This is a genomic window from Nocardiopsis sp. N85 (genome assembly GCF_028882275.1).
In the GTDB taxonomy this organism is placed as follows: domain Bacteria; phylum Actinomycetota; class Actinomycetes; order Streptosporangiales; family Streptosporangiaceae; genus Nocardiopsis; species Nocardiopsis lambiniae.
Map to the genome: position 1 here is coordinate 46,401 of NZ_JARBUT010000009.1, position 15,839 is coordinate 62,239.

General features: G+C 72.9%; 14 protein-coding genes. 4 read left to right on the plus strand and 10 right to left on the minus strand.

What is annotated here, in order from left to right:
- Window positions 1-25: 25 nt before the first annotated feature.
- From PWG71_RS14410 to PWG71_RS14430, 5 genes are all read right to left on the minus strand, one after another.
- Complete coding sequence (locus tag PWG71_RS14410) at window positions 26-1,297, minus strand: cytochrome P450 (RefSeq protein ID WP_274810219.1); 1,272 nt, start codon at window positions 1,295-1,297, stop codon at window positions 26-28.
- Window positions 1,294-2,697, minus strand: coding sequence for an ATP-binding protein (locus PWG71_RS14415; RefSeq protein WP_274810220.1), 1,404 nt, complete (start codon window positions 2,695-2,697; stop codon window positions 1,294-1,296). Before PWG71_RS14415 ends, PWG71_RS14410 begins: the two co-directional genes overlap by 4 nt.
- A gap of 257 nt (window positions 2,698-2,954) precedes the next feature.
- Entirely contained in the window at window positions 2,955-3,329 is a 375-nt protein-coding gene (locus PWG71_RS14420) for a hypothetical protein (protein WP_274810221.1), read from the minus strand.
- Entirely contained in the window at window positions 3,326-4,393 is a 1,068-nt protein-coding gene (locus PWG71_RS14425) for a serine hydrolase domain-containing protein (protein ID WP_274810222.1), read from the minus strand. The genes PWG71_RS14420 and PWG71_RS14425 overlap by 4 nt, the downstream gene beginning before the upstream one ends.
- An 18-nt stretch (window positions 4,394-4,411) precedes the next feature.
- On the minus strand, window positions 4,412-4,936 hold the full coding sequence (locus tag PWG71_RS14430) for a helix-turn-helix domain-containing protein (protein ID WP_274810223.1): 525 nt from the start codon (window positions 4,934-4,936) through the stop codon (window positions 4,412-4,414).
- Window positions 4,937-5,144: 208 nt separating this feature from the next.
- Here PWG71_RS14430 and PWG71_RS14435 point away from each other — a divergent pair, with 208 nt between their 5' ends.
- Entirely contained in the window at window positions 5,145-5,663 is a 519-nt protein-coding gene (locus PWG71_RS14435; protein ID WP_274810224.1) for a DUF7144 family membrane protein, read from the plus strand.
- Window positions 5,664-5,783: 120 nt separating this feature from the next.
- Here PWG71_RS14435 and PWG71_RS14440 read toward each other — a convergent pair whose 3' ends face one another.
- The gene (locus PWG71_RS14440; protein WP_274810225.1) at window positions 5,784-7,595 is read right to left on the minus strand and encodes an AMP-dependent synthetase/ligase; all 1,812 of its coding nucleotides are present in this window, start codon (window positions 7,593-7,595) and stop codon (window positions 5,784-5,786) included.
- Window positions 7,596-7,692: 97 nt separating this feature from the next.
- Window positions 7,693-8,145: a carboxymuconolactone decarboxylase family protein gene (locus PWG71_RS14445; RefSeq protein ID WP_274810226.1), complete on the minus strand. Its 453-nt coding sequence runs from the start codon at window positions 8,143-8,145 to the stop codon at window positions 7,693-7,695.
- Between the two features lie 252 nt (window positions 8,146-8,397).
- Between PWG71_RS14445 and PWG71_RS14450 the strand changes: the two genes are divergently transcribed.
- A complete protein-coding gene (locus PWG71_RS14450) occupies window positions 8,398-9,750 on the plus strand; it encodes an MATE family efflux transporter (protein ID WP_274810227.1) in 1,353 nt (450 codons plus the stop codon).
- Window positions 9,751-9,943: 193 nt separating this feature from the next.
- Here PWG71_RS14450 and PWG71_RS14455 read toward each other — a convergent pair whose 3' ends face one another.
- Both PWG71_RS14455 and PWG71_RS14460 read right to left on the minus strand, forming a co-directional pair.
- A complete protein-coding gene (locus PWG71_RS14455; RefSeq protein ID WP_274810228.1) occupies window positions 9,944-10,627 on the minus strand; it encodes a response regulator in 684 nt (227 codons plus the stop codon).
- Window positions 10,628-10,804: 177 nt separating this feature from the next.
- Window positions 10,805-12,019, minus strand: coding sequence for a histidine kinase (locus PWG71_RS14460; protein WP_446725029.1), 1,215 nt, complete (start codon window positions 12,017-12,019; stop codon window positions 10,805-10,807).
- A 617-nt stretch (window positions 12,020-12,636) separates the two neighbouring features.
- Here PWG71_RS14460 and PWG71_RS14465 point away from each other — a divergent pair.
- Window positions 12,637-13,413: an ABC transporter ATP-binding protein gene (locus PWG71_RS14465; protein WP_274810230.1), complete on the plus strand. Its 777-nt coding sequence runs from the start codon at window positions 12,637-12,639 to the stop codon at window positions 13,411-13,413.
- Window positions 13,398-15,062, plus strand: coding sequence for a hypothetical protein (locus PWG71_RS14470; protein ID WP_274810231.1), 1,665 nt, complete (start codon window positions 13,398-13,400; stop codon window positions 15,060-15,062). Before PWG71_RS14465 ends, PWG71_RS14470 begins: the two co-directional genes overlap by 16 nt.
- Before the next feature lie 47 nt (window positions 15,063-15,109).
- Here PWG71_RS14470 and PWG71_RS14475 read toward each other — a convergent pair whose 3' ends face one another.
- Complete coding sequence (locus PWG71_RS14475; protein ID WP_274810232.1) at window positions 15,110-15,751, minus strand: TetR/AcrR family transcriptional regulator; 642 nt, start codon at window positions 15,749-15,751, stop codon at window positions 15,110-15,112.
- Window positions 15,752-15,839: the final 88 nt, after the last annotated feature.

A 15,839-nucleotide genomic window follows, 5' to 3' on the forward strand; every position in this document is an offset into this window, starting at 1 on the left:
CTCTTCCCCAGGGCGCGGGCCGGCGTCACGTCCTCCGGGGGCCGAAGGTCACCGGCAGGTGGAGGGGGCCGCCCGCCCACGGAGAGGGCCTGCGGTCCGACCCGCGCGGGGACGGTGTCGACCACATGTCGGGCAGGCGGTCCAGCAGCACCTCCACCGCCGTCCCGGCGATGGTCGCCGCCATCCGGGGCGCGGGGTGGGGGCAGCCCTGCTCACCGTGGCCGAAGAACAGCCGGGGGCGTTCGCCGGCCGGCCGGTCCATACCGGCCGCCGCCAGTCCCACTACGAGCAGGTCGCCCCGTCGGATCCGGCGACCGCCCAGTTCGCAGTCCTGCACCGCCCACCGGCCGAGGACGTTGCGGGCCGGTGTGTCCCGCCACAGCACCTCGTCGAGCGCCCGCGAGACCGTGATCCGCCCCGCCCCCAGGTCCGCCGCGAACGCGGCGTCCACCAGGGTCAGCCGCAGGGTGTCGGCGATCCAGTCGGCGGTGGACGTCTGCCACGCCGTCGAGATGAGCAGCAGGTCCAGGGCCACCTCCTCCGTGGAGGCGGCCCTTCGGTGGGACGCGAGCCGGGAGGGCACGTCCGCGCGCGGCAGGCGGCGGCGATCGCGCACGAGTTCGACGAGGTGCCCGTGGAGCCGTCGACGCGCCGGCCCCGCCCCGGGGTCGGGGATCGCGGCGGCGATGAGGTCGGCGATCGGCGCGGAGTCCTCGGCGATGCCGTACAGGCGGGCCAGCACCCGGGCCGGGACGTGCCGGGCGTAGTCGACGACCAGGTCGGCCGTCCCCCGGCCGGCGAAGCGGTCCACGAGGTGGCCGGCGACCCGATGGGAGAGGTCGCGCAGGTCGATCCGGTCGACGGCGGCCAAGGCGTCGCCGATCGCGTCGACCCGGGCCCGGTGTTCGGCCCCTTCGGCGAAGGTGAGCGCCGGCGTCCACGTCACGTGGGGACGGAGCGGGTGATCGGCACCGATCCGGTCCCGGTGGTTCCACCGCCGGCAGTCCCGGGAGAACCATTCCGGGCGGCCCATCACCTGCCGCAGCTCGCGCGGACCGGAGACGAACCAGGCGGGGACGTCGCCCTCCAGCAACACGGGGGCGACCGGGCCGAGCGCGCGCAGGCGGGCGAAGAGCGCGACGGGATCCCGTTCGGCCTCGGGCCCGTGGAGGCGGAGCGCTTCGGCGTGGTCGGGCGAGGGGGGCGGCGGCCCGCTGCTCGCCGGAGCGACGTCCGGGGCGGGCCCGTCCGCCGTCGGGGGCCGCCGGACGGAGGTGTCGTCTTCGGAGATGCTCACAGCGCCCTCCCGGCGACACGGCCGGCCCCTTCCTCCGCCACGATGACCGACGGCGCCGGACGGACCGCGGTGACCAGGTGGTGCGGGATCAGGACGGCGGCACCGAGCCCGCCGTACGGTGAGGTTCGGAAGGTCACGTCGAACCGGTGTCGGGAGGCGAGGAGACCGACGACGGCCAGGCCCGTGCGATCGCCGTCCAGCCCCTCCAGACCTCGGGGGGAGGTGACGAGGTCTCGGGCCGCCTCCCGTTCCCGGCGGCTCATGCCGGGCCCGGCGTCCTCCACCACGACGCTGATCCCGTTCTCCCCCTCCTCCACCCGGACGTGCACGTCGGTGTCGGGTCCGGAGAAGACGGTGGCGTTGTCCAACAGTTCGGTGAGGACACGGATCAGGGCCTCGGCGGCATGGCCGAGTACGGCGACACCCCCGGTGTGGGGCGCGCGGACCCGCCGGTGGGCGCCGATCCGACGGCCGGCGGAGCGCAGCGCGTCGGCCAGGGCGATGGGGCGGGGGTGGCGGCGGCCCGGGCCACCGCCGGCCAGGGTGACCAGGGTGTCGGCGATCCGACCGGTACGGGCGACGACACGGCCCGCCTCCACGAGGTCCTCCCGGACCTCCGGGCGGTCGCCGTGGGTCTCCCGCAGGACGCGCAGGCGGGCGTCGGTCGTCTCCAGTCCGGCCCGGAGGCGGGCGCCACAGGCGGCGGTGGCGGCCAAGGCCGTGTCGGTGCGACGGGCGGCGGCCAGGAGTTCGTCGCGGACGTGGTCGGCCAGGGAGGCGAGCGCGTCGTCGAGGGAGGAATGGCCGGTGGGGACGTGCGGGTGCTCGCGGTCGGTGTGCTCGACGGCGGTGCACCGGTCCTCACGGACGCGGGTGACGAGCAGGGACAGCCAGACCCGGTCCAGGTCGATGATCCGCCGTTCGCAGCGGGCGATCAGGGCACGGGCGTGGGCCGCGCGGCGGGCCGCGAGATCGAGTTCCCCGCCGGTCGTGCGCAGGAGTCGGTCCAGGACGGCGTTCCGGATCGGGGGGTGCGCGGCGAGGATCTCCTGAACGGTGCGTCCGGCGCGGACGCCCTCGACCAGGGTGGGCAGGAGGTGGTCGGTCACGCGGGCGGCCTCGCGTTCGAGGCTCTCGGCGATCTCGTCGGCCCGGACCCGTCCGTCCCGCACGGCGCGCAGGGTCGCGGCCCGATGCGCGGCGACGGTGAGCGCGACGCACAGGGCGGCTCCGAAGACCCCGGTCACCGTGGCGACGAGGGCGCGGTCGTGATCGCCGACCACGGCGACCGACCACGACCAGGCGGGGGCGACGAGGGCGGCGGTGATGAGGAGGGCGATCAGAGCCTGATGTGCGGGGTGGGGGAGGGTCCGGCTCCGGTCGCGGGAGTCGATCGGCATGGGTGCAGGTCCTCGCGGGCGGGTCGAACGGCACGGAGTCCCACCGCGCGTTCGGCCGGACTCGGCGTTCGCCGGGGAACGCGCGGACGGACGATTTTCACCGTAGACCACATTCGACCGTCGCGCGGGCCTTCCGAGGAAAGGGATCCCCGCCTTTTCGGCGGGGATCCTCCCAGCTCACCCCTCATACAAGGAGATCAACTCGACATTTCTCTGCATATCGCATTCTTTCGTCCGCCCTTCTCTCCCACGCATTCTCAGGGGAGCACCAGGAGGAGTCCGGCGGCGACCGCGATCGCCAGCGCCGTGTTGCCGATGGCCGAGGCCCGGCGCGTGGGAGCCGCGGAGTCCTCGCCCCGGGTCGGCAGGTCCACCGCCCGCAGGACGACGGCCGCGACGACCGCCGCGGTCAGGACGGTGAGCAGGTACCACAGTGCGACCGGAACGAGTGTCCATGTGACGACGACCAGGCACAGGGCCATGACGAAGGCCAGCGAGGCCACCCGGGACACCGCGTCCCAGCGGTCGACGAGGCGTCCCGGGCGGACGGCCAACCCGGTGGTCACGACGGCCAGCGCCCACCACAGGCACAGGACGGAACCGATGACGATGGGGATCACAGAGGAGATCACGCCCAGTCCTTTCCGGTGAGGAGGCGCACGGCCTCGCCCTCGACGTCCGTGGTGGTGTTGGAGAGCACCACCACCGCGCGGTCGGCCTCACGGTCCAGGGCCAGCATGGAGACGAAGCCGCCGGTGCCGCCGTTGTGCCAGGTCACCTCGGTGCCCTCGACGTCGGTGACGACCCAGGCGTAGCCGACGCGGTCCTCGCCGTCGGCCCACCGCGGTTCGAGCGCGGCCATGCCCGGGGCGGTGCCGTCGAGCAGGGCTCGGGCGAAGCGCTCCATGTCGGCCGTGGTGGAACGGACCCCGCCGGCGGGAGCGTAGGCCATGGCCAGCCACGGCGCGGCGGTACGGCCCCGGTCGGTGTGGCCGAGGGTGGCGTCGGCGGGCAGTTCCGTACCGTCGACGGGCAGGTACGTGTCGTCCATGCCGATCGGATCGAGGACGCGTTCGCGCAGCAGGGTCGCGTAGTCGGTGCCGGCCGCCTCGGCCAGCGCCTGCCCCAGCAGCGCGAACCCGAGGTTGGAGTAGCGGGGCTCGCCCCGGTCGGTGAGTCGGGCGGCGCGTGCCTGGTCGAGCAGGGTGGGAACGTCGACGCGGTAGGGGTCACGGCCGAGGTTGGCGGCGGTCGCGGTCAGGATCACGTCCTGGGGCCGGGACGCGAGTCGGGGTAGCCCGGAGCGGTGGGAGGCCAGTTCGACGAGGACCACGTCCTCCGCCGGGGCGTCGCCGAGGTCGAGCAGTTCGCCGAGCGAGGTCTCCTCGGTGACCTCACCGCGCTCGATGGCGTCGGCCAGGAGCAGGGCGGTCATGACCTTGCTGATCGAACCGATCTCGTAGTCGGTGTCCCCGTCGCCGCCGAAGTGGGCGGCGGAGGTGGTCCCGCCGTCGATCTCGACGACTCCGAGCAGGTCGCGGGGGCCGTCGGAGTACAGGTCGCGGGCGCGGTCGAGCAGGTCCGGGTCACCGGTCTCGGCGGTGGACAGCGTCGGGACGCGCGGGGCGACCGCCACTCCGACGGCGATGACCAGGAGGGCGGCCAGGCAGGCCGCCACGATGGTCCGGGTTCGCACGGGTCCTCTTCCCTCGTATCAGGTGAGCCCGCCCGCGGCGGTCAGGATGACCAGCAGCGGGACGAGGCGTTCGGGGGGCACGGTGTAACGGCCGCGCCGGACGGTGGTGAGCCAACCGGCGGCGACCAGGAGGTTGACGTGGTGGTAGATCTGACCGGTCGTGCCGAAGTCGGCGCGTTCGGCCAGGGCGGCGACGGTGTCGGTGCCGTTCCACACCGCGCGCAGGAGATGGAGGCGGACCGGATGCCCCAGGGCGTCCAGGGCGCCGGCACGGCGGGACCAGTCCTCTTCGGCCAGGCGTGAGGTGGGCAGTGCCTGCTGCCATTCGACGGTGTCGTCCCCGGAGCCGATGACGCCGGCGAAGACCACTCCGCCGTCGCCGTCCACCCGCTCCTTGAGGGCGTTGAGGGCGAAGAACGGATCGCCCCCGGCGGCGGGCGCGGCCTCCCGCCCGTCGGCGGTCGTCGCCGACGCGCGTTCCTCCAGCGCGGCGACCCGGGCCTCCAGTGCGGCCAGGCGTTGTTCTGTCGTGTGCTCTGCCACCCCTGCACCGTACACGAAAATCCGTAATTACGTAAGTTCATAGAAAAGAGACGCGCCCAGGCCGTCTTTGCCCGATGAGTGCGGACCGTTGGCGCGTCGCTGACCGAGACCGGAAGATCATGAAGGAGCGGAGCGCGGTCCCGCGTTCTCCGTCACGTCCGATGGGTCGGAACACGGACAGACCGGTTCCGGCCGGTGAGGAGACGACATGCGCGTGGATTCGGCCAACGGCTGGCAGTACTTCGTCGCGACCCTGCTGATCGTCATCGGCCTGGTCAACGTCATCCAGGGCATGGTCGCCCTGTTCACGCCGGAGTACTACGTCGTCGGGTCTTCGGAGATGCTCGTCATGGCATACGACTCCTGGGGCGTCCTGCTCGGCCTGTGGGGTGCGGTCCTGGTCGTCGCGGGTCTGGCCGTGCTGTCCGGCAGCACCTGGGCGCGGGTCTTCGCCATCGTCCTGGCCTGCCTCAACGCCTTGGCCCAGATGGCGTTCGTCATGGCCATGCCGCTGTGGTCGATGATGGCCATCGCCATCGACCTGCTGGTGATCTTCGGTCTGACCGCCGGCTGGCCCGACAGGAACCGGGCCGAGGGCGGCGGGACGTCCCCCCGGACCGCCACCGACGAGTCGGTCTACCGGAGCGGACACCGGGCGGCGCACGAGGCACCGCGCCCGGCCCGGTCCCCCGAACAGACCACCGAGCACGGACAGACCACCGGCTGACCGGGGAGGGCACGCAGAAGGGGGCGCCGCCGCGGAGTCCGTCCGGACCGCCTCTTCGAGGCGAAGGCCGCGCCCCGGACGATCCGGACCGGTCGGACGCCCGGCGACGGGCCGGAACCCTCACGACAGGGGAGCCGACTCCCCGTAGAGGTCGTTCAGCTCCGTCGCGTACTTGTCGCGGATGACGCGCCGCCGGAGTTTCAGCGAGGGGGTGAGTTCTCCCGTGTCCGGGCCCCACTCCCCCGCCAGCACCCGGTGGCGTTTGACCTGCTCGGCCCGGTTGAGCCGGGCGTTGGCCTCGGCGACGGCGCGCTCCAGCTCGGCCCGCACCTCCGGGTGGGCGACGAGTTCGGCCCAGTCCCCGCCGGTGTCGATGCCCCGGGCGGCCGCCCATACCGGGGTGATCTCGCGATCGGGCACCACCAGGGCCACCAGGTAGGGGCGCCGGTCGCCGTGCGCGTAGACCTGCCCGACGAGCGGGTGCTCCTTGAGGGTGTTCTCCACCAGGGCGGGCGAGACGTTCTTGCCCCCGCTGGTGATGATGATCTCCTTCTTGCGGTCGGTGATCCACAGGTGGCCGTCCTCGTCCAACCGGCCGATGTCGCCGGTGGCGAACCACCCGTCGGCATCGGCGGCGGACCGTACGGTGCCGTCGGCGTCCACGTACCCGTCGAACACCGTCTCACCGCGCAGCAGCACCTCCCCGTCCTCGGTGACCCGGACCTCCACGGTGTCGAGCGGCCGGCCCACCGATCCCAGCCGGAACCCGGCGGTGGGGGTGTTGACGGTGGCCACGCCGAGGGACTCGGTGAGTCCCCAGGCGTCCATGATCGGAACGCCCAGACCCGCCCAGAAGCGCACCGCGTCCTGGGGCATGGGGGCGGAGGCGCTGGAGGCCCACACCACCCGGTCCAGCCCGACCTTCTCCAGGATCGGGGTCAGGGCGAGTTCGCCGACCGCGGCGAACCGTTCGGCGAGGTCGTCGGGGATCGGTTCACCGCGTTCGAGGCGGGCGGTGTGCTCCGCGCCCACCTCCATTGCCGACTCGATTCCGGCCCGGTACTCCTCGGGCAGCGCGGCGATGCCCGCCCGCAGGGCCGAGGTCAGCTTCTCCCACACCCGGGGCACACCGAAGAACTGGGCCGGGCGCACGTGCCGGAGCGTCTCGACCAGCCGGGCGGGGTCGTCGCACATCCACACGTGGGAGGCGCGCAGCAGCGGCAGGTACAGTCCCAGGTCCCGTTCGGCGATGTGGGCCAGGGGCAGGTAGCAGATGTGGTCGACGTGCTCGGGCAGGTCGACCAGGGAGTTCAGGGCCGCCAGGTTGGCGAGCATCCGTCGATGGGTCACCGCGACGCCCTTGGGATCGCCCGTGGTGCCGGAGGTGTAGACGACGGTGAGCAGGTCGTCGGGTTTCAGGTCGTGGCGGCGTTCGAAGGCGTCCCCCGCCGGGGTGGCGGCCAGCGGAACGTAGTCGAGGTGGCCGCGCGCGGGATCGGCGCCCGAGACCACGACCAGGGATTCCAGTGCCGTTCCGGGGTCGGCGACCAGGGGCTCCCAGGCGGCGGCGACCTCGGCGCTCTCGACGATGGCGACCTTGGCCCGGCTGTGCCGGACGATGTAGGCGACCTGTTCGGGGGCGGCGGTGTCGTAGACGGTGGTGGGGATCGCGCCGATGTGGACGAGGGCCAGGTCGGAGAGCCAGTGCTCGGGTCGGTTGCCCATCATGAGGAGGGCGCGGTCGCCCGGGGCGAGCCCGAGGAACGCGTACCCCTGGGCGAGGCGGGCGACGGCCGCGTTCACCTCGGCCCAGGTGAGGGTGGCCCAGTCCGTACCGTCCCGCCAGGACAGCGCCGGGAGGTCGGGGTGGGCGGTGGCGTTGTGTTCGAGGAGATGCGCGAGGGTGTGGTCCGGGGAGACGGCTGGGGGCACGGAGGGCTCCTGACGGTCGTCCTACGCTCACATGTGATCTAGAACACATGCGAGCGTAACACCGGGACGCCTCCCCGGATACGCCCCTGAAAGACGCTCAGCCCTTACGGGGGCGGGGATGCAGGTGGGAGCTGACCGCCAGCCGGTTGTAGAGGTTGATCATCGAGATCGCGACCTTCAACGCCGCCAACCGCTTGTCGTCGAAGTGCTCGGCCGCCGCGTCGTAGACCTCGTCCGAGACGCCGTGATCGCCCAGCCGGGTCATCTCGTCGGTGAGCGCCAGCGCCGCCCGCTCGGCGTCGGTGAAGACCTCGCCCGCCTCGTACCAGGCGGACACCAGGAACAGGCGCTGCTGGGACTCGCCCTCCTTCAGCGCCCTCCGCGTGTGCAGGTCCACGCAGAAGGAGCAGCCGTTGAGGATGGACGAACGCAGCTTCACCAGTTCGAGCAGGGTGATGTCGAGGTGCTCGGCGACGAGCCCGTCGACCTCGTCGAGTTTGGAATAGATCTCGGGAACCTGCTTGGACCACAAGACGCGCTTTTCTGACACGGGACGACGCCTCCTCCATCGACGGCGGACCGATCCTTCGGCCCGCACCACGGTCAACGCTATCGGCCCGACCGGGCTTCCCTCCGACCGCCCCCGCCGAAGGGCGACCGGAACCGGACACCGGAAAAGCCTTTCTCGTGACTTTACGCCATGATATGAGATTTCTTTTGTCAATCCATTTATTTCGCATGTCATGAGAAAGGGTGCTACGTTCTCCGGGAGTCGTTGGGAACCACCCCGGGAGACCCCGCCGTGAGCACGGAACCACCGACCCCCGTCGGAACGAGCGGACCCGTGGCGCCGCTGGGAGAACTCACCCGGACCCTGGGGGGCAAGGCCCTCCCCCTCTCCTTCTCGATGCTGGCCGGCATGGCCGGGAACATGGTCACCGCCGGGGTGATCGGCAACGTCGCCACCGCCGACCTGGCCGCCTACGCGCTGGTCATCGCGGTCTTCGCTCCGCTGCTGATGGTGGTGCAGGGGGCGTTGCGCGGCTCGATGCCCTTCATCGCCGAGAACGAGGACGATCCGGCGGCGCTGGCCCCGGTGGTGCGCGACTCCACCTGGCTGGCCCTGGTCCTGGGCGGCGCGGGCGGCGTGGTCCTGGCCCTGACCCCGCTGTGGGCCCGGGTGATCGGGGTGGCCGAACCCACCCTGGTCGCGCTGGGCACCGTGCCCCCGATGCTGGTCGGCCTGGGCATGATCGCCGCCGCGTTCAAGACGTCGGTGACCGTACTCCTCATCGGGCTGGGACGGAACCGGTCGGTGATGGTCCTGAGCCTGGTCGACGCCGCTCTGGCGATCACGGTGACCCCGGTCCTCGTGCTGGGGGCCGGCCCGGTCCCGGGGCTGGGACTGACCGGGGCGGCGCTGGCGATGGCCGTGAACGGCTCTGTCATGGCCGCCCTGTTCCTGTACGTCTCACGCCGACGGACCGTGCTGCGCGGGCAGCCGGTGGGACCGGGGACGCCCGGGTGGGCGGGCGTCGTGAGGATCGCCCGGGTGGGTCTGCCCACCGGGTCCACGCTGCTCATCAAGTTCGGGACGTTGAGCCTGCTGGGGCTGGTGGTGGCCCGGATCGGCACGGAGCAGGCCGCCGCCCACCAACTGTTGGTGGTCATCGCGAACCTCGTGTTCATCCCGGCGGTCGCGGTGGGCCAGTCGAGCATCCCGTTCACGGCGCGGGCCGCCGGGAAGGGGTCGTCGGTGGAGGTGCGCCGCTCCGTCACCGCCGGATACGTGGTGGCGGTGCCGGTGGTGGCGGTGGCCTTGGCGCTCCTGTGGGTCCTGGCCGGAACGGTGGTCGGGATGTTCACGCCCGATCCGTCGGTACGGGAGGCGGTGATCGGGCTGTTGCCGGTGTTGTCGGCGGTCGTGATCGCCGACGCCGTCCAGGCACTGCCCGGGATGGGGCTGTTGGGGCTCAAGCGGGCGCGGTACTCGATGTACACGTTCGCGGTCTGCTACGGGCTGTTGTGCGCGGCGGCGGTTCCGGCCGCCGCCGTGGGCGGGCTCGCCGGGGTGTGGATCGCCTACGCGGTGGCCACCGCCGGTCTCATCGTCGGTCAGGGGGTGGCCTTCCACCGCGAGTCGGCCCGCCTGTGATCGTCATCGTCGGCCCGGCCTCCGGCCCGCTCGACCGGCCGCCCACGGCGGTGCGAAGAACGGCGCGCGGACCGACGCCCGTCATCGCCGAGGCGGAACGGGGCCGGGCACCCGGGTCGGGTGCCGATGGGACGGGACGGTGCGCGTCCCCTCGACGGTGGGGTGTCGGCGGTCCGGGTCCGGCCGGGGTCGGTCAGTCGGAGTCGCGGGCGTCGTGGGCGAGCAGCGCCAACTGGACCCGGCCGGTCAGGTCGAGTTTGGTGAGCGCGTTGGAGATGTGCGCCTTCACCGTGCCCAGGGACATGTGCAACGCCCGGGTGATCTCGATGTTGGACAGCCCTGCGGTGACCGCCTCGGCCACTTCGCGTTCGCGGTCGGTCAACAGGGCCAGGCGGTCCCGGGCGGTGCGGCGGCGTTCGGTGGCGCCGCGCCGTTCGCCGGGGTCGGTGGCGGCGACCCGGTCCATCAGAGCGCGGGCCACGGCGGGCGAGAGCACCGGTTCGCCGGCGGCGGCCCGGTGCACCGCCTCCACGATGCGTTCGGGTTCGGTGTGCTTGAGCAGGTAACCGGCCGCGCCGGCGCGCAGTGCCCGCGCGACGGTGGCGTCGGCATCGAAGGTGGTGAGGACGATGACCTGGGGGGCGCCGGGCGCGCCGGCGCGCAGCGCCGCGGTGGCGGCGATGCCGTCCAGGCCGGGCATGCGCACGTCCATGAGCACCACGTGGGGCCGGTGCGCGGCCACGGCCGCCTCGACCTCCTCCCCGTCGGCGGCCTCCCCGACCACGGTGAGGTCGGGGGCGGCGGAGAACATGAGGCGCAGACCGGTCCGCACCAGCGGGTCGTCGTCGACGAGGAGAACGCGCACGGGTGTGTCCACTCCCCAACTATGGCATCCCGGACGGGTGTCCTCCGGTGATGTCGGGGGCCGCGCCACGATCGGACCCGGACCGGGTGGCGACCGGGCCCCGACCCCGGATGGTCGACCGAACCGCACGGCATCGGACCGGGCCGGCTCGATGGTGGGACCACCGGGCGCACCCCGAGTGACCGACCTTCAGAGGGCTGCCGGGCACCCGACCCCGGATGGTCGACCGGGTGACACCACCTCGGACCAGGGCAGCTCGGCGGTGAGGTGGAAGGTCCCCTCCTCGGGGCCGTGCACGAAGGTGCCGCCGTCCAGGGCGACCCGCTCGGCCAGACCGGTGAGCCCGGCACCCGCACCGGGGATCTCGCCGGCCACCACCCCCAACGGCAGCGGGTTGCGCACCGACACGGTCAACCCCCGCCCCGGCGTCCCCTCGACGCACACCTCCACCCTGGCACCGGGGGCGTGCTTGCGAGCGTTGGTGAGCCCTTCCTGCACCACGCGGTAGACGGTACGGGCCACGTGGCCGACGGGGGCGGTGTCGGGGACGTTCAGGCGCGCGGTCACCCGCTGCCCGGAGTCGGTGGCCTCCCGGATCAGTCGGGCCACGTCGGTCAGGGTGGGCTGGGGCGCGGTGGTGTCCGCGTACCCCTCCCCCGGGTCGGTGTCGGTGGAGCGCAGAACCTCCAGGATGCCGCCGAGTTCGTCCAACGCCCGGTGGGCGTTCTCCCGGATGACTCCGAGTGCGTCTCCGAGTTCCTGGCCGGTCGGCGGGGGCGCCTGCCCCTGCTCGGCCCTGCGGACCCGGTAGGCCAAAGCGCCGGCGTGCACCGACAGCAGGGACATCCGGTGGGCGAGGACGTCGTGCATCTCACGGGCGATACGACGGCGTTCGTCGGCCCGGGCCTCGGCCGATCTGCGGTCCCGGTCGGCGCGGGCGCGCAGCACGTCCTCGCGCAGCCGGTCGACCAATCGGCGCCGGGAACCGATGGCCAGTCCCCAGCCCACGCAGCCCAGCAACAGGAGCACGGCCACCACGATCGCCGAGTACCGCTGGGACTCGGGCGGGACGAGGAGGAACCAGGGCAGCCCCGCCGCCAGCGTGCCCACGGAGACCGCGGCCGCCTGCCACCAGGGGCGCAGGGCCGCGAGTCCCACCAGGGCGATGATCAACGCGACCAGTACGGAGCTGGAGACCGCCGAGGCCAGTCCGATGGCCGCGGCCACCCCCAGCGGGTGGCGGGTGCGCCAGAGGAGCGCCCAGGAGAAGGTCAGCCCCAGGGCCACGTCGACCACGGCCAGCGGTCCGGGAACGTAGGAGTACAGGCCGTTCCGGTAGGCGAGGGCGTAGTAGGCCGCGAAGGCCAGCGCCGCCACGAGCGGCAGGACGGTGCGCGTCAACACCCGCCACCACTTCCGGGGGCCCTCCCCCCTGAACCTCTCCTCGACAGGCCCCGACGCACGCACACCCACGGCGGGGCTCCGCACCGGCCCATCACCCTCGGGCGTCCCCCGCGGAGGTGCCTCGGGGACGACGGCCTCCGCCGACCCCGGAGCGGTGGGTCGGGCCATGGCCTCGGGAGGGGGTGTCCTCCGGTCCGGGGGCGGGGACGTGGAGCCGGAGGGGTGGACGTCGGTGTCGGTCATCCCGCCTCCTCCTGGCGTTCCCCGGCTGGTTCTCGGCCTGGTCCGGCCACTTTCAGCCTAGGGCGGTCACCGGGGCGGCGCCTCGGCCGAAAGGACGATCTTCTCCCGGGGACGGCGGCCCCGGGGCGTCCGGAGCGGATCCGGGCCCGGGGTTCCGGGATCGGGGTCGGGTCCGAAGTCCGGGGGTTCCGGGTCCGGGGCCCGGGGGTGCTGGGGCCGGGTCCGGAATCGGGGGTTCCGGGATCGGGGTCGGGTCCGGGGTCGGGGTTCCGGGGCACGGGATCCCGGGGTCGTCCGATCGGACGACCCTCCTCCGGGCGATCGCGACCGATCGGCCGATGCGCCGGGACGGTCGTGGGCGTGACGATCGGAACATGACGAGCGACGACGTGCCCGCCCTGGAGTTGGACGGGCTGACCAAGACCTTCAACGAGACGAGGGCGGCCGACGGCGTGAGCCTGTCCGTGCCGCGCGGATCCATGCTCGGCCTGGTGGGTCCCAACGGCGCCGGCAAGACGACCTCGTTGTCCATGACCGTCGGTCTGCTGCGCCCCGACTCGGGTACCGCCCGGGTCCTGGGCGTGGACGTGTGGTCGGACCCGGTGGCGGCCAAGCGCCTGCTCGGGGTGCTGCCCGACGGGTTGTCCCTGCCCGAGCGACTGACCGGCGGCGAACTGCTGACCTACTGGGGCGGGCTGCGCGGCCTCGGCCGGGACCTGGTCCGGGAGCGGGCACGGGAGCTGTTGCGGGTGCTGGAGTTGGACGAGGCCGACGACAAGGGCGTCCTGGTCGCGGAGTACTCCACCGGCATGCGCAAGAAGATCGGCCTGGCCACGGCCCTGCTGCACGCGCCCCGGGTGCTGGTGCTGGACGAACCCTACGAGGCGGTCGACCCGGTGTCCGCGCGGGTCCTCACCGCGATCCTGCGCCGGTTCACCGACGGCGGCGGCACCGTGATCATCTCCAGCCACGTGATGGCCCTGGTGGAGCAGCTCGCCGACCGGGTGGCCATCATCGCCCGGGGCCGGGTGCTGGCCGACGGTTCCCTGGAGGAGGTGCGCGGATCCGACGTCACCTTGGAGGACACCTTCGTGCGACTGGTCGGCGCGCGCGAGGTCGGGGAGGGGGAGCTGGCATGGCTGTCGTCCTGATCCGGTTGAAGTTCGCGCTGATGCGCCACTCCTTCACCGGGATGCGCGTGCTGGGGCTGGCCCTCATTCTGCTGGGAACCGGCCTGACCTGGTACTTCGCCGTGTCCGCCGCGAACGACGAGGTCCGGTCCGAACTGCTGTGCCTGGCCTTCGCGGTGTGGGCCGCGTCCTGGGCGCTGGGCCCCACGATCGCCAACGGCACCGGCGTGCTGCGTTCGCAGTACTTCTCCCTGTTGCCGTTGGACCGCCGCAGGGTGGGCGCGCTGTTGCTGGCGACCATGTTCGTCGACATCGGTCCGGCCCTGACCCTGGTCGCGGCGGCCGCGCTGGTGTGGCACGGCGCCGCGTTCTCGGTGGCGGCCGCGCTGGTGGCGGTGCCGGCCGTACTGGCGTTGTGGATCTCGGTCATCGCCCTGTCCCGGTTGGTGTTCCGCGCGCTGGGCGCGGCCATGCTCTCGCGGCTGGGCGTGGAGATCGCCTCGGTGCAGTGGGGGTTGATCATGGCGCTGCTCTTCTTCGGGTGGATGGCGGTGCAGCCCGCGCTGGCGGCGACGCTCGCACTGCGCGCGAACGGTCTGGGCGAGGGGACGACGGGCGCGGTCCTGGCGGCCCTGCCCACGTCGTGGCCGGTGCACGCGGTGACGGCGACGGCCGCGGGCGCGTGGGGACCGGCGCTGGGGTGGCTGGCCGCCTCGATACTGCTGGCGTCGGTGCTGGTGGTGGTCACGTCGGCGCTGTTGGCGCCCCGGGTGACGGCGCGCGGGATGCGTCGGCGTCGGCGCCCCCTGGGTGCGCGACCGCTCTCCCGTCCGGCCCGGTCCCTGCTGCCGGACACACCGTTGGGCGCGGTGATCGGCAAGGAACTGCGTCAGTGGTGGCGCGATCCGTGGCGGGGTCTGGAGGTGCGTGCCTCGTTGTGGGCGGGACTGTTCATCGGTCTGCTGACGTGGTCGAGCGACCTGTACTCGTCCTTCGCGCCGTTCGCCGGGGTGACCTGCGCGTTCATGATGGCGTTGTCGACCGCGAACATGTACGGCCACGACGGGACGGCGCTGTGGTTGACGGTGGTGGGTCAGAGGCCCGACACGGCGCGGGCGGACGTGCGCGGCCGCCAGATCGCGATCCTGGCGCTGGGCGTGCCGGGCGCGCTGGCGCTGAGCGCGCTGTTCGTCGGGCTCACCGGTGCGCACTGGGCCTGGCCGTACGTCCTGACCGGCCTGTTCGCGGTGTTCGGGGCGGGTGCGGGGCTGTCCCTGTTGTTGTCGGTGGTCGCCCTGTCCCCCGGTGTGGACCCGCGGTCGCGGGTGGACGCCAACGACAGCGGTGACAATCAGGTCCAGGTGTGGCTGTCCCTGGCCGCCCTGCCGTTGTTGTGCGTCCCGACGGTCCTGGCCGCGGTGTTCCTCGGTATGGCCGGGACGCCCTGGGCGGCGCTCCCGGTGGGCGTGGCCAACGGTCTTCTGGTGGCGTTGTGGCTGGGGTGGATCGCGCAACGCAGGTTGGCGGGCCGGCTCCCGGAGACGTTCACCCGCATCCGTTACGGGAAGGAGATCGCGCTCCAGGCGGTGCCGGAACGGGGCTCGCTGCTGGACCGGTTGGAGCGCACGGCCATCACGGGCAACGGGGAGACCAGGCCGACGGGTTCGTGACCCGAAGGTCGGGGTCGGGGTCGGGACGCGGACGGGTCCCGGCCCTCTCAGTCCTCGGGGGTGCTCCGGACCTTCTCGTAGACGCCGGTGAGGCCGTCGAGGAAGGCGGACAGGGCCAGCTCGAAGCTGTCCTCGTCGATCTCGGCGGCGTGCTCGGCGAGCCGGTGGGCCTGCGACAGGTTGGGGTAGCGGTCGCGGTACACGCGCACGTCGTCGTCGAAGCCGCGGGCGAAGGAACTGGTGGCCGACCCCAGGATCAGGTACTTGGTGGAGGCCCCGATCATCGTGGCGTAGCGGGGCGGCCAGCCGGCGCCCACGAGCCCGCCGTGGATGGCGTCGGCCCGGCGCAGCGCCTCCTCGCGGCGGCCGGGACCGGCGGCGATCACCGGCAGCAGGTTGGGGTGGGCGGTGATCGCGTCGCGGTAGGAGCGCGCCCAGGCGGTGAGTCCCCCGCGCCAGTCGCCACCCCCGAAACCGGAGACGTCGATGCCCTCGGTGACCTCGTCGGCCACCTCGATGAGCAGTTCCTCCTTGGTCCGGTAGTGGCTGTACAGGGAGGCGGCCCGCACGTCGAGTTCCTGGGCGAGTTTGCGCATGGACAACCCGTCCAGCCCGTCCCGGTCGATGAGCGAGAGCGCGGCGCGGCGGATGGCCGGTCGGCTCAGGATCGGCGTCTTGGGTCGGGCCACGGATGGGGTCCCCTCTCCGATGCGTCGGGCACCGGGCCCTCCGGCGTCCGGCCCGATCATCGCACGGTGTCGGGTCCGACGTGCCCTT